The sequence below is a fragment of the Nostoc sp. FACHB-892 genome (assembly GCF_014698795.1).
Classification (GTDB): domain Bacteria; phylum Cyanobacteriota; class Cyanobacteriia; order Cyanobacteriales; family Nostocaceae; genus Nostoc.
On the sequence record NZ_JACJTR010000019.1, the window covers coordinates 1 to 13,149 of the forward strand.

General features: G+C 41.3%; 12 protein-coding genes. 4 read left to right on the top strand and 8 right to left on the bottom strand.

Going from position 1 to position 13,149, the window contains the following annotated elements:
- Window positions 1–95: 95 nt before the first annotated feature.
- Window positions 96–350, bottom strand: coding sequence for a PAS domain-containing protein (locus tag H6G96_RS22735; protein ID WP_190913635.1), 255 nt, complete (start codon window positions 348–350; stop codon window positions 96–98).
- Between the two features lie 835 nt (window positions 351–1,185).
- On the opposite strand from H6G96_RS22735, the gene H6G96_RS22740 reads away from it, so the two are divergent.
- The 3 genes from H6G96_RS22740 (at window position 1,186) to H6G96_RS22750 (ending at window position 5,184) form a co-directional block, all read left to right on the top strand.
- Entirely contained in the window at window positions 1,186–1,545 is a 360-nt protein-coding gene (locus tag H6G96_RS22740) for a VOC family protein (RefSeq protein ID WP_190913637.1), read from the top strand.
- A 96-nt stretch (window positions 1,546–1,641) separates the two neighbouring features.
- Window positions 1,642–2,958 carry a recombinase family protein gene (locus tag H6G96_RS22745; protein WP_190913639.1) on the top strand — a complete coding sequence of 439 codons (1,317 nt, stop codon included), beginning with the start codon at window positions 1,642–1,644 and terminating at the stop codon, window positions 2,956–2,958.
- Between the two features lie 606 nt (window positions 2,959–3,564).
- Entirely contained in the window at window positions 3,565–5,184 is a 1,620-nt protein-coding gene (locus H6G96_RS22750) for a glycosyltransferase family 39 protein (protein ID WP_190913641.1), read from the top strand.
- On the opposite strand, the gene H6G96_RS42895 is transcribed toward H6G96_RS22750, so the two are convergent.
- The 4 genes from H6G96_RS42895 to H6G96_RS22765 all read right to left on the bottom strand — a co-directional run bounded on the left by H6G96_RS42895 (window position 5,171) and on the right by H6G96_RS22765 (window position 7,777).
- Window positions 5,171–5,290, bottom strand: coding sequence for a DUF3303 family protein (locus H6G96_RS42895; RefSeq protein WP_347242272.1), 120 nt, complete (start codon window positions 5,288–5,290; stop codon window positions 5,171–5,173). The genes H6G96_RS22750 and H6G96_RS42895 overlap by 14 nt on opposite strands.
- Before the next feature lie 34 nt (window positions 5,291–5,324).
- On the bottom strand, window positions 5,325–6,347 hold the full coding sequence (locus H6G96_RS22755) for an alcohol dehydrogenase catalytic domain-containing protein (RefSeq protein WP_190913884.1): 1,023 nt from the start codon (window positions 6,345–6,347) through the stop codon (window positions 5,325–5,327).
- Between the two features lie 117 nt (window positions 6,348–6,464).
- The gene (locus H6G96_RS22760) at window positions 6,465–6,650 is read right to left on the bottom strand and encodes a hypothetical protein (protein WP_104909358.1); all 186 of its coding nucleotides are present in this window, start codon (window positions 6,648–6,650) and stop codon (window positions 6,465–6,467) included.
- Window positions 6,651–6,706: 56 nt separating this feature from the next.
- Window positions 6,707–7,777, bottom strand: a complete 1,071-nt coding sequence (locus tag H6G96_RS22765; protein ID WP_190913644.1) for a glycosyltransferase family 4 protein — start codon at window positions 7,775–7,777, stop codon at window positions 6,707–6,709.
- A gap of 456 nt (window positions 7,778–8,233) precedes the next feature.
- Here H6G96_RS22765 and xth point away from each other — a divergent pair, with 456 nt between their 5' ends.
- A complete protein-coding gene (gene xth, locus H6G96_RS22770; protein WP_190913646.1) occupies window positions 8,234–9,016 on the top strand; it encodes an exodeoxyribonuclease III in 783 nt (260 codons plus the stop codon).
- 118 nt (window positions 9,017–9,134) lie between these two features.
- On the opposite strand, the gene H6G96_RS22775 is transcribed toward xth, so the two are convergent.
- From H6G96_RS22775 to H6G96_RS22785, 3 genes are all read right to left on the bottom strand, one after another.
- Complete coding sequence (locus H6G96_RS22775) at window positions 9,135–10,223, bottom strand: T3SS effector HopA1 family protein (RefSeq protein WP_190913648.1); 1,089 nt, start codon at window positions 10,221–10,223, stop codon at window positions 9,135–9,137.
- Window positions 10,224–10,304: 81 nt separating this feature from the next.
- A complete protein-coding gene (locus tag H6G96_RS22780; protein ID WP_190913650.1) occupies window positions 10,305–11,546 on the bottom strand; it encodes a phosphotransferase in 1,242 nt (413 codons plus the stop codon).
- A 652-nt stretch (window positions 11,547–12,198) separates the two neighbouring features.
- On the bottom strand, window positions 12,199–13,062 hold the full coding sequence (locus tag H6G96_RS22785) for a WYL domain-containing protein (protein ID WP_190913653.1): 864 nt from the start codon (window positions 13,060–13,062) through the stop codon (window positions 12,199–12,201).
- Window positions 13,063–13,149 lie beyond the last annotated feature (87 nt).

The window sequence follows — 13,149 nt, forward strand, 5'->3', positions numbered from 1 at the left end:
CTTTATAGTAAAGCGTTTGCATTCAAATAGAATGCCTGCGTTAGAACAATATAGTTAGCTCTCATGAAATCGGATGCTAGCAACTCTTCTTACTTTTATTCGTTACCCCGACTTATTGAGCCGATACAAACTAACTCTAAATTCTGAATATTTTTTTGAAAATAATGATACTGATGAATGGCTCTTCTCAAAACTTGTTCTTCATCAATTATCAGTGATATTGGTTGATTAATTAATTCTTCTTCACTAAAACCAAATAATTGTTGAGCCGCAAGATTTACCTTTTTTATTTTCCCTAAATTACTGGTTATAAACAAAGCATCTGTTATTGCATTAATTACTTGAGCCATGTAATTTTTATATAAAATTAAAGCACTTGATGGTAGATTAGTTTCATTGGCTTGCTGTGCTAATTTTTGCTTTAAAGCTAGCCTGTTGCTAACATCCTCAATTAGGATAATTTATTTTCATGCTGTTAAGTTGATGTACGCCAAAATTGTATAAACACTCTTTACGGTCGTTAACTGTTAATTGTTGACGGTTAATGGTTATCAGTAATCAGCCTTCAGCCTTCATGTAAATGTTCAAGTTAAATGCGTAACAGCTTATAACGAACCTTTTAATTTGGTCGATCAAAATTAAGTTAGGACTTACGCAAAACTATACGCTGTAGGGGCAATACCCTGCGGGAAGCCTTCGGCTACATGAATTGCCCCTACCAGAGAATAAGGGTTTCGGCTGTTGTTTGCGTAAGTCCTGTAAGTAAGTGAACGCCAATACTATTTTTTATATCTTTTTACATATTGACAATTAAGTATAGTTATGATTTTAGAGTAAGTTATACTTTTACAGCATGGTCTATTTACGATCGCAAGATAATTAAGAAAAGCCTGTCTCAAACAGTAAACTAATCAACTGCTTTTTCATTAAGTATAAAGATGAATATTGGAGGGCGATCACACAGGAGGCATTACCCGGATTTCTCACCAAATTTATGAAACCCAAGTTCAGAGGCTATAGGGGCGGGTTCACAAATATGCTTCAATCATTCACGAATATCTCGTGAACCCGCCCCTACCGTTTTGTGAGAAATCTGGGATTAGAGAGATTATCAGAGTGATGGACTGAGTTTATTTTGATCAAACTACGTCAAAATTTAAATAAACATGATCGCACTTACCAACAATGCAGATTACCCAAAGTCTCCATACAGCAATTCTTGTGACTGACTTAGAACGCTCTGAACACTTTTATGGCGGAGTATTGGGATTATTTAAAATAGATCGTTCCCTGAAATACGCTGGTGCATGGTATCAAGTCGGCAACTATCAAATTCACCTGATAGTTGCACCTACAGTCCCCACGGAAAACCCTAACGAAAAATGGGGACGCAACCCTCATGTCGCTTTCTCAGTTGCTAATTTAGACACCGCCAAACAAGATTTACTCAATCATAATTATCCCATTCAACCCAGCGCTTCTGGTCGCCCTGCCTTATTCACTCAAGATCCTGATGGAAATATTATCGAGTTGAGTCAGGAGTGAGGGAGAAATCAATTAAAAATTAAAAATTAAAAATTCAAGAACTTCTGCCTTGTCTACGACACGCTGCGCGATTTGCCTCCTCTTTCCCAATGACTAATGAAAATAATTGCTTACTCTTACACCAATCCTCTACTAGAATCTGCTCCTGATCAAGCTGATTGGGGATGGGAGGTGGATCGGGTTTATGAAGATTTGGGTAAGCCAAAGTCTGCTGCACAGGCTACGCGATCACAATTACAACAATTATTTACCGATTGCGAAACTGAACCAGCAGATTATCTGTTGATTCGGCGGTTGGAAGAATTAGGGGATACTGTAGAGGAAATTAGCGATCGCTTACACAAACTCGAAGTAATGGGAGTAGCGATAATCGCCACAGAACAGCCCTATACTTCCGAAAACTACCCTCTGGGCGCTGATTTACTGAATTTGCTACACGCAATCCAACGTCAGCAACGTAGCCGTCGCATCCGTCAAGGACACGCCCGTAATCGTCTTGAGGTTGCACCGCCACCTGGTAAAGTTCCCTACGGTTACCGCAGAGGTAAGGGAAAATATACTATTGATCGCAGTACTTCACCAGTAGTCAAAGATTTTTTTGAACACTTTTTGCTCTATGGTTCCTTGCGGGGTTCAGTTCGTTACTTGGCGAAAAAATACGGTAAAAAAATCTCTGTTACCACAGGAAGACGCTGGCTGACTAATCCAGTTTATCGCGGCAATACAGCTTACCAAAATGGTGAAATTATCTCTAATACCCACATTCCAATAATTTCTAAGGAAGAAGCTGCCCAAGTTGACAGACTTTTACGCCGTAACAGCCGTTTACCACCCCGAACTGCTAGTGCTAGGCGCTCTTTAGCTGGGTTGGTTGTCTGTGCTGAGTGTCAGTCACATCTGACAGTTACTCGTGTCACCCAACGCAACCAAGATAAGGAGTATCTTTATTTACGTTCTACTAGCTGTCCTCAACGCCCCAAGTGTAAGGCTATTCCCTACCAAGAGGTTTTAGAACATACAATTGAAACCGTTTGCCGTGACTTACCCTTAGCTGTAGCGGGGATGAATTTTCCTCAGTTAGATGCAGTCAAGAATAGTTTAGGACAAGCGATCGCTCGTCAGCAAGAAATACTTGCTCAGTTACCCGCTTTAATTGAAACTGGAATTTTAGATGTTGAAACAGCAAAGTTAAGAGCTTACAAACTCCGCACAGAAATTTCTGCACTTGAAGCAAAGTTGGCGACTCTTCCCCCAGTTAACTTGCGTTCTGTTGCTCAAGCTGTTTCAATACCGCAATTTTGGTTAGATTTGTCGGAAACAGAGCGCCGATTTTACTTCCGGGAATTTATCAGGCAGATAAATATTACTTTTCAGAAGAAAGAATTAGAACTACAAGTGATTTTTATTTTTTAATCCCAATATTAAAAACATTAAAGCCAAAAGGCGCAGTCATAGTGATAGCTAAATCACCTGGCTGGGAATGCCTAATGTGAGGCTTTACCTCAAGACTAGCGGCAGCCCAATGATGAGCATTTCCAGGCAGAGGCTAGAAATGAGGTTATTAATAAATTTCAAGGCGAGATGGTAACGAACCGGAAGATTTAGAAAGTGTTGGTAGTTACTACCTAAAAAGATGATAAATAATTACTTTAAATGTTCAGCACATCATTAAAACCCTGTAACAAATATTTCGTGTATTTCTGAATTTAGCTAGACAAAAACTAAATAGATAAAAATTAAAATGAGCTTAATATTCAAAATAAAATATAAGTTTATTTACGGATTAACCAACAGGTAATAAATAATTTATCGCATACACTTTTTTACCATTCATAGCTAAAATGTTATTTAAATCACCAATATAATTTTTTCCAAAAAATAGCGCTAATTAGAAAAATTTGAGTTAATGTTGGAAACTAGCAATTGTTAAGAATATAGGTTGCTACTGGGTGGCAACATTGGAGATTCGCTCTGGTCTCTATGTAATCAAACCAGCAAGTAAAATGATTACCATAGAATATGCAAGAAGGAAGCTTTATTTGGAGTCATCTAGAAAGACAGCATCGCACGGTTGGCAAATGGATTGATTGGGTATGGCTAATAGTATTGCTGTTGGCAGCAGTCTTACTGTTTAGCATCAATCTGGGAGGATTGCCGTTGCGAGATTGGGATGAAGGGACTGTGGCACAGGTTGCTCGTGAAATTTGGCACGCTCCAGCAGGTTCAATGCGTTGGCTTTACCCAACACTAGGAGGCGAACCATATCATAACAAGCCGCCTTTAATGCATTTGTTAATTGCTTGGGCTTATTCTCTAGGAGGCGAAAATGAGTTGACAACGCGCCTGCCTGGAGCAATTTTAACAGCGACATCTGTACCTTTACTGTATTGCATTGCTAGAGAGATATTTCGCCAGCGTTGGGCAGCGACTTATAGCGCCTTGATTTATCTAACAATGCTACCTGTGGTGCGTCATGGGCGGCTGGCAATGTTGGATGGGGCGATGGTGAGTTTTTTGATGGTAATGATGTTGTGCGTGTTGCGATCGCGCCGAGATTTACGTTATTGCCTTGGTGTTGGTATTAGTTTTGGGTTGATTTGCCTGACTCAAGGGCTATTAGGCGCATTACTAGGTGCGATCGCGATCGTATTTCTCTTTTGGGATACACCACGACTACTCACTTGCTACTATCTATGGATAGCAATCTTCATTGGCATTCTGCCTGTAGCTGCTTGGTATAGTGCCCAACTAATTCACTATGGTTACACTTTCGCCCAAATTGGGCTTGTAAACCCATCACTAGGCCGAATTGGCTCATTTGTAGAAAGTAATCCTGAACCACCTTGGTACTATGTTATTGAACTTCTCAAATACACATGGCCGTGGCTATTATTCTTACCGCAAACTGTCCGCTTAACCTGGGAAAATCGCAACCTTAGCTGGGCAAAACTGGTAATGGCGTGGAGTGGTGTTTATCTGTTGGTAATTTCTTTCATGATTACCAAAGTTCCCTGGTATTTATTCCCGATTTACCCTAGTTTAGCTTTAGCTTTTGGTATCCAATTATCAGAGACAGAAGATTCGCCTTTACTCTCATCCTATCCCCGTGCTTGGGTTGCTGGTTTAGCGATACTTGCTGTAGCCGCTTCTGCTGGTAGTATTTATTTTAGTTGGGGTATAACACCAAAAACAGACTTACAACTGATTTTTGCAGCAGTAGCTTTAACTATGACCTTAGCAGCTATTTTGGCAGAGCGAGGCGACGGGCAATTTTTGAAGATTTTGTTTTGGGGAAGTTATCTTTCGCTGTTCCTATTAATGAAATCTAACTATTGGGTTTGGGAATTATCTGAAGCCTATCCAGTTAAACCAGTCGCTGCCATGATCGTGCGGGCAAATCCAGCGACGAAGAAGATTTACACATCTTTTTCCTACCATCGTCCCTCGTTGGATTATTATAGCGATCGCACCATCATTCCCGCTTCTGTTGGCGAACTACAATATTATTGGCGCTACAACGGGCAACCCTACTTCCTGCTTCATGCATCTGCTTTCAACAATCTCGAATTAGATTCGATGAAGCTAGTTGACCAAGCTGAAGGCTGGAAGTTAGTTACAAAAGAAACTAATCGTCTGTAAATGTGGGGCATGGGGCATGGGGATTCATGCGCCCTTTCTCTTGAGATCGGCGGTATATCTCTTTAGTTTTGCCGTCCTTAAATCGCTCAACCACCATAAATAACATTTTGTCTTCTTCCTCACACTGTAACTAAGACGATCTAAGGAATCATCGCTACCTTAATTACCTGTCGCGCCTTCATCTCACAAAAGACCTGTTCTAAATCTTTTAATGGCCGCTGTTCACTAATAAGTAACTCAAAGGGGATTTTACGACTAGCGATTAGTGCCAGCGCCTCCTGCACATACTTTGGTGTATTATGGAATACGCCTTTGATAGTAAGTTCGCTGTAGTGTAGCTGTTCTGTATTGACGCTAATGTTGGTATCGCGTGGACATCCACCGAATAAGTTGACTGTTGCACCAGGACGAGCGCAGGCGATCGCAGTTTCCCAAACACTTGGTACACCAGTTGCTTCAATCACTACATCTGCGCCCCATCCTTGGGTGAGTTCTTTCACCACACCGGGAATATCCGAGATTTGATGATAATTAAAAGTCTGGGCTGCACCCAATTTATGACCAATTTCTAGCCTGTGATCATTACCTCCCCACAGCAACACCTCAGCTTTCTCACTCAACGCTGCCACAAACATCAGCCCGATCGCCCCATCTCCTAAGACAACTACTTGATCTTTGGCTTTGATGTTAGAACGGGCTATACCGTGCAACACACAAGCTAAGGGTTCCGTCATGGCTGCCAATTGCCACGGCAACTCATCGGGAATCTCCAATAAATTATGCTCTACTATGGGTGCGGGAATTTTCAAGTATTCCGCAAAAGTACCATTATTCCATGTCAGATTCGGACATAAAGAATACTCTTTTCGTTGACAAAAAAAGCACTTCATACATGGGGCAGAATTATTAGCGACAATGCGATCGCCTACTTGCCAATTTGTAACGCCTGCTCCCAAGGCAACAATTCGCCCAGCACCTTCGTGACCAAACAGCGTCGGCGGTATTAGCATTTTGGCATGACCACCACGCCGCCAGACTTTTAAATCTGTACCACAAGTTGTTGCTGTCTCCACTCGGATCACAACTTCACCAGTTGCCGGAGTCGGGTCAGGAACTTGCTCTAGGCGTAAATCTTCTTGCCCATAAAGTAACGCTGCTAACAAAGCTTTTAACCTATAAATTAGCTCCATCCGATTTTACCAGTTGAAGCTAGTCGATAGGTTTAAACTAAATTAGCTTGATTTATAGTCAGCTTTTATTAATCTAAAAATGGTGAAAAATTAGGTATTCACTGCTGGCTGGGGAACCACCCCGGTGTTGCGGGTTTCCACATTCGGCAAGCGGGTAGCAGTTAATAGCGGTACTTCTTGTCGACACGACAAGCAAAACCAATATAGTTCACCATGTCGGGCATGGCGCAGGAGGGAACCACCGCAGCATGGGCAGGTGTTGGCTCTCGTACTCATACCAATGTCCTCCTTAAAATAAAGTTATTGTTTAAGCTGGATAAAAAAGCAGTTGATTAAAACTGAATGTTAGCTGCATAAATGCGGCCATTCGATTTTATGCGGTCTTTAATAATTTGTCTGTAAACAGCTTCATATCCGTTAACCATTTGGCTAACGCTAAAGTTGTTTTCTACGTGTTTTCTACAGGTTTGACGATTGAGTTCCAAAGCTAGTGGAATCATTGCCACCATTTCTGCATAGGTTTTGCAGATAAAACCTGTTTTACCGTGGGCAATCACTTCAGGTACGGAGCCAAAATTCATGGCAATTACTGGTGTACCAGTTGCCATTGATTCAATCATTACTAACCCAAAAGGTTCTTGCCAGCTAATGGGGAAAAGAGTTATGGCAGCATTGCCCAGAAGTTCAATCTTTTCGGCGTGGTTAATTTCGCCTAGATATTCAATTTGCTGACCATCTATGTGGGGGGCAATCTCTTGTTCAAAAAACTCAGAGTGGACTGCATCAAGCTTTCCTGCCATCTTCAAGCGCCAACCACTCTGTTTAGCAATAGCGATCGCATGTTGTGGCCCTTTATCAGGGGAAAAACGACCTAAAAACGCCAAATACGGAGGTTCTGACGGTTGGGCTACAAATGGATAATCTGCTAGCTCAATTCCGTTATAAACTGTGTCAATATAATTGAGATCGATTTGACGCTGCGAGTTACTAATGCTGACATATGGTTGCTTTTGGTAGTAGCTAAATGCCTGACGGTTGTCCTTTGTAAAATTATTGTGCAGGGTATGCACTGTAGAAGTTGCTGTTATCAAATTCGCTAAAGGTAGTGCCGAAATCCCTACATGAGAATGAATAATATCGAATTGGGTAGCACGTTCATAAACTTGGCTTAGTTCCAGCATTTCGTATACTGCATATTCTTTTACATTTGGGTCTAAGCGCAATGCACGCGGATAAACTGCTTCTAAATGAGCCAAAGTTTGAGAATCGCCAGAAGCAAATAAAGTTACCTCATGACCGCGACGAACAAGTTCATCAGTCAAGGAACTCACTACCAATTCTATTCCTCCATAACTAGGAGGTGGAACCCTTTCCCATAAGGGGGCAACTTGAGCGATTTTCATAAGTTTTATTGGTTCAGTCTATGAAATTGTCCTCAATATAATAAGTTGCATCATTATTGTATGAGAACAGAGCATTTGTACTTACTCTTTTGACATTTAAATTAACCTAACAGGTTACTAAAAGCGCAATAATAGTTAACCATGTCGCAAATTTCCTACCGACAAATCAAACGCACTCTCGACAAAACTCAACCCTGAGCTAGACTTCTAACTTATAGCAAATCAATTACTTGTTACATCTGCCTTGGGGATCATAATGAGGTAGAATATTTTGTAGCAGAACTTACAAAATTCAATATTTTGTCTCTGACAATACTAAAATATTCAATGGGATCAAGTCATTAAAGCTTAGTTTAAACGTAATTGGGAAATATAACAGAAATTATAAATATTAAGTAACTGTACAATAATTACACAATTTGTAATTATTAATCTTGCAAAAAATTCTGATAACTAATGAAAATCGCTACTTGGAACGTCAACTCAATTCGCACTCGTCTAGAACAGGTTACTGATTGGTTAACTAACAATCCCGTTGATGTTCTCTGCTTGCAAGAAACCAAGGTTATAGATGCCGAGTTCCCGCGATCGCCTTTTGAGGAGTTAGGTTATAACCTTTATATATCAGGACAGAAATCTTATAACGGCGTAGCCCTAATTAGCCGCCAGCCGCTTGTAGACGTAAGTAGCGGTTTTAGGGCAATTTTGCCAGATTTACACCACGAGTGGGATGAGCAAAAGCGGGTAATTACAGGTGTAATTGATGGTGTTCGGATTGTTAACTTATATGTTCCCAACGGTGCCGCAGTAGGAACTGAAAAATATGAATATAAACTGCGGTGGTTGGCAGCGCTACACGAGTATTTACGATTGCTGGTGCTGTCAGAACCTGCAATTTGTGTGTGCGGTGACTTCAACATTGCCCTAGAAGACAAGGATATTCACGAGCAAGTGAGTACAGAAAATCACATTATGGCAACAGAAACCGAGCGCCAAGCCTTACGCGATATTCTGAAATTAGGATTTGCCGATGCTTTTCGCAAATTCACCGCAGAAGGCGGAAATTATAGCTGGTGGGATTATCGCGCCGCCGCCTTCCGTCGCAACTTAGGTTGGCGGATTGACCATCACTATCTCACACCCGTGCTGTATGAGCGTGCTACAAGTTGCATCATCGATGCCGCCCCCAGAAAATTAGCCCAACCCAGCGACCATACCCCGGTTATTGTGGAATTTTGAATTTTGGATTCGGGCATGGGGCATAGGCTAGAGGACTTGGGGATAAGGAGAATTGGGGACAAGGGGAAAGACTTGTTTCAAGTTCTCACCTCTTGTCCCCTTGTCTCTCCATTCCTCATCAATTTAACGGTTTATATATATCTTCAGAGCTGGGATTGAGATAAGGACGCTGTAAATCTATTAGGTGTCGCGCAAAGTGTTGGTCAATCGTCCTCATCCGTTCTTCCATCGCATTTTTACCTTTTTGCCAAGCTTCCAACAAAGCATTTGCAACGATTTGGCAACGGTTCATCCCAAAACTTTCTTGTGCGGCAAATTTTTGGGTTGGTTCTTCGGCTAAACCTAACCCTGGAGCTAAAAATTTTGTAAACAAAGGGATTTCGGGCTGGAAATGGGATTGATTTTCGATATAAACAGTCTGAAGGATTGTGCGGATTGCTGGATAGTCGGGGAGTTCAAAGTAAAGTAGCCCCGAATCATAGCGTCCGTATGCACTGGGATTGTGAAGAACCTGAAAGCTAAAGGGAATCGAGGCTGCATTCAATTGCAGTGTCAGGCTTTCCATAAGAGCGATCGCACCAGATGCCGTAAAGTTAAAGTAAATTCGCCCTGCTCCTAAATCAGCATCGGGGTTACTTTGCCGTTCCTGTCCGACATTACTAACTGCCAAGTAACAGCCATTTTGCAATCGATTTTTGGGCATCCAGATTGCTACCATGTCACCCACTTTGGTAGATTTCTTGCTGGATTTTAGATGGCAATCTGGCTCAACATAAAGTGTTAAACCGCCTTTAGTCACCGCCATAGTACCATCAGGTTCTTTCCGCAACACCTGCCATTGAGGATCAAAGTAACCTATGCCGTGATTACTGGCGTGCAATTGCTCGTAAAAGTTCCAATCAACTTCCAAGATGGAATTATCTGCTAAATTATGCTTTGGCGGGCAATTACTACTATCAGTATTGACTGCTAAAGTACTTTGTAGAGAGCCATTGTAATAGATACCGTAAAGAAAGTTTCGCAGCAGTAGAGTAAGATATTTCTGTTGTAAATCTGCCGAGTTCTGCTGAAATCTATCGGCTACTTTAGTCGGTAGAGCAAAGGGTTGATAATTGGGATGATAAATACAAAAATTTGACTCAATCTGGATATTCTTAGCAATATCAAATAAAGAAGTTAGCGGTTGATTGGTAGAGTAATTTAGCATTAATCCATTTAGAACTAAAATTTTAAAAAACAGAATTCAGGAGTCAGGATCCAGAATTCAGAATTGTTCTACTCCCTGCCATTAACAACCGCGAAGCTGAGTTTTTTCGTAATAAATCCGAAGTAGCTGCGGCTCTTTTACAGGCTGAGGAAGTTTATGAATTTTTCCCACAGGATTCAGAATTTCTGACTCTGATATTCCAAAAATAGTCAGCACACCTTGCTGCGGCATAGTGAGTAAACTTTTAGCCACTTGCAGCATACAAATGTCAGCATTATTAAAAGATTTTCGGCAGGTAATCATATCCTGAATTTGATGAATCAATGCCAGCCCCGCAAACTGGATAACGCGCACAATAAAGTCACTGCGGTATTCCAAAATCATGGGAAAAGCATTTACATAAGCCCTTATTAGGGCAATGATTGAAGGTTGTAAACTCTCCAACGGTGTCAACGCCAGATTTAGAGATTCTTCTAACTCAATGGTGGGGTCTACTACGAGGCTATTGAGCCAAATACCTAAATAGCTTGCTAGTAAAGTTCCTAAATCAAAGGCTGGATCTCCCCAAGAACAAGCTTCCCAATCAATTAGTCTTACTAGGCAATTGTCTAGTTTCTCCCACCTGGAATGAACCAAAATGTTGTTCAATTTCAAGTCGTTGTGAGTCAAGCAGCAAGGATTCCAGTCATACGCCAAATCAGCGATCGCAGATTCCAAACTCTCAGACTGCTGGTATAGTAGATAGAATTTCAGCGCATCCGTGGGAACCGTGCCAAAAATCTCCGGCCCAATTGACTCTACCCCTTGCGCCGGATTGTAAAAGCCATAGCGAAACTCTCCTTGGGGAGCAGTTGCCATAAAATCCCTATATTCTCGGCGGTTGTAGGTTGCGCGATGGAGTCCGGCCAAAGTAGTGCCGATCGCAGTGGCAATTTCTTGTGGAAAAATATCATTGTTGTGGTAGAATGTCGCAAGCTCCAGATATTCACTTAAGTAGTTACGGACGAGGACAGAATTTTCTTCGTCAAAGTGGACTACCAATGGTGCGATCGCAGAAATATTGCCAAGAACTGGAAACTGCTGGAGCAACTGATGAAATAGCCACTCCTGGAACAATTCATGGGGCGCGCCGTCATTGTTTTTAACGTTACGTTCTTGTTTAATGAGCAGTTTACGATTATCTGCTAGAGTCACGAGTAAATCGAAATTGTTCTTACTACTTCCTGGCAACTCAGATTTATCTGATGCGTCATCTTCTGAGCTACACAGCCCCGCTTCTAGCAGATACTGAATAACGTTATGAGAAGACAGTGATAATACCATGTATTATTTCCTACTTCATTAAATTACTTAAACTTATCTATGTCGGTATTTGCTTGTACTTAGCAGTTGTCGGTAGATAGTGAATAACAATAAAGATTTGTACAATCTACTAATATCCCATCTTTCCGGTCAAAACCTGCCAAAATGGCACCAAGCCCTTTACAATTGCTTTAAAATTTGCTTCTAGATACGGTGATATTTTTACATTTTGTCAGCATATTTACTTAGATATAGAGCAAATTTTGTGGTAGAAGCCTATTGATGTGGCTGCATCTCCAGCAAAACTAATTGGCGGTAGGTGTTGTTTAATGTTCAGTAATCATCCTGAAAGCAGCGAAGAATTTCAGTAATCCTTCGTGCTAGGAAGCATGACATTCAACGCTATTATTTTTATTTATCATCCCAAAGCCAAAAAAACCGGAATTTTTAAGCAATTAGTAATTATTTTTTTCTTTCATTTTTAAAATTGATGTCTGGAAGCCTTGTTACTACGTCATTTTTCTTACTTACGTATTGTAGATGGCTATAGGCGATCGCAGACAACGGCTACATGAGTACATCTTATGGAAGTGTACTTTTGTCAAGGATGATAAGACCCCTCCCTGGTTTTACTACGTAAAACCGTCCCTCTCCGAGTCGGAGAGGGGAAGGGTTAAGACCTGGTTTCGATATTGTATAAATTGCAGAGGGTGAGGAGTTTTTGTTTGAGGCGATCGCGCACATTCTCTGGTAATATCACTACACAATCTGGCGCATATTGCATGACTTCGCGCATAAACCAAAATGTACTAGATACTCGCCTGACAACTCGCCGGACTCGCGCTTTATCTGGTAGCCACTCATTAATATTGTCTTCTGGTTTAGCTTGATAGGCAAAAGCCAAGCCAGCAAATAGATGCATTTCTACTTCTATCTCAGCCAAACTTCGCCAATCACCAGAAATCGGCATGACAGCAGCTTCTGTAATCCTGTCTAATCGCAAACTCCAGTTGTGAACCAGTTCTGGGATATCAAAGTTTCCTTCTGTCTCTTCGCACCAGCAATCAAGATATACCCGCTTTTCGTGCGGTGTAACTTTGGCATAGCGAACCGTGAAGTTTAATAAGCGTCCGGTTGCATCTTGATAAGAAAGCTGAAATGGTTGGTTTCGCAAGATGTAGTTATCTATTTGTAAACGCCAAGCTGGAGGCAAATTCTCTAGAAAACGTTCAATTTCGCCTCGCAACGGTAATGATAATTCGCTGCGTTCGAGAAGTAAGTTTGCAATGATTTGGGCTTGTTCAATTTGCCCGATGTCTGTCAACGCATTGATACATCTATGTAATGCCCTAATGCGTGGTTCTTTCCAATCGTTATTGTTACCGATGAGTAACTTACGTTGAGCGATCGCTTTAATTAACTTAGAGATGTTAGGTTCTTCTCCCCACATCATACCGAATTCACGAGCGATCGCTTCTAGCTCGGCTTTATCACGTTCTGATATCGACAGTGTAATAGATTGACCTTTTCGACTCATTAAAGATGTCCGTATACTTTGTACATATTTTCTCTTGTCAACTTCTATTTTGCGTGCCAATATAGTTTTTAACAACCAGTTACGGAC

Coding starts and splice junctions, on each gene's coding strand:
- H6G96_RS22785 (WP_190913653.1), bottom strand. CDS start 13,062: ATGAGTCGAAAAGGTCAATCTATTACACTGTCGATATCAGAACGTGAT.
- H6G96_RS22750 (WP_190913641.1), top strand. CDS start 3,565: ATGCAAGAAGGAAGCTTTATTTGGAGTCATCTAGAAAGACAGCATCGC.
- H6G96_RS22745 (WP_190913639.1), top strand. CDS start 1,642: ATGAAAATAATTGCTTACTCTTACACCAATCCTCTACTAGAATCTGCT.
- H6G96_RS22735 (WP_190913635.1), bottom strand. CDS start 350: ATGGCTCAAGTAATTAATGCAATAACAGATGCTTTGTTTATAACCAGT.
- H6G96_RS22760 (WP_104909358.1), bottom strand. CDS start 6,650: ATGAGTACGAGAGCCAACACCTGCCCATGCTGCGGTGGTTCCCTCCTG.
- xth (WP_190913646.1), top strand. CDS start 8,234: ATGAAAATCGCTACTTGGAACGTCAACTCAATTCGCACTCGTCTAGAA.
- H6G96_RS22765 (WP_190913644.1), bottom strand. CDS start 7,777: ATGAAAATCGCTCAAGTTGCCCCCTTATGGGAAAGGGTTCCACCTCCT.
- H6G96_RS22780 (WP_190913650.1), bottom strand. CDS start 11,546: ATGGTATTATCACTGTCTTCTCATAACGTTATTCAGTATCTGCTAGAA.
- H6G96_RS22775 (WP_190913648.1), bottom strand. CDS start 10,223: ATGCTAAATTACTCTACCAATCAACCGCTAACTTCTTTATTTGATATT.
- H6G96_RS22740 (WP_190913637.1), top strand. CDS start 1,186: ATGCAGATTACCCAAAGTCTCCATACAGCAATTCTTGTGACTGACTTA.
- H6G96_RS42895 (WP_347242272.1), bottom strand. CDS start 5,290: ATGTTATTTATGGTGGTTGAGCGATTTAAGGACGGCAAAACTAAAGAG.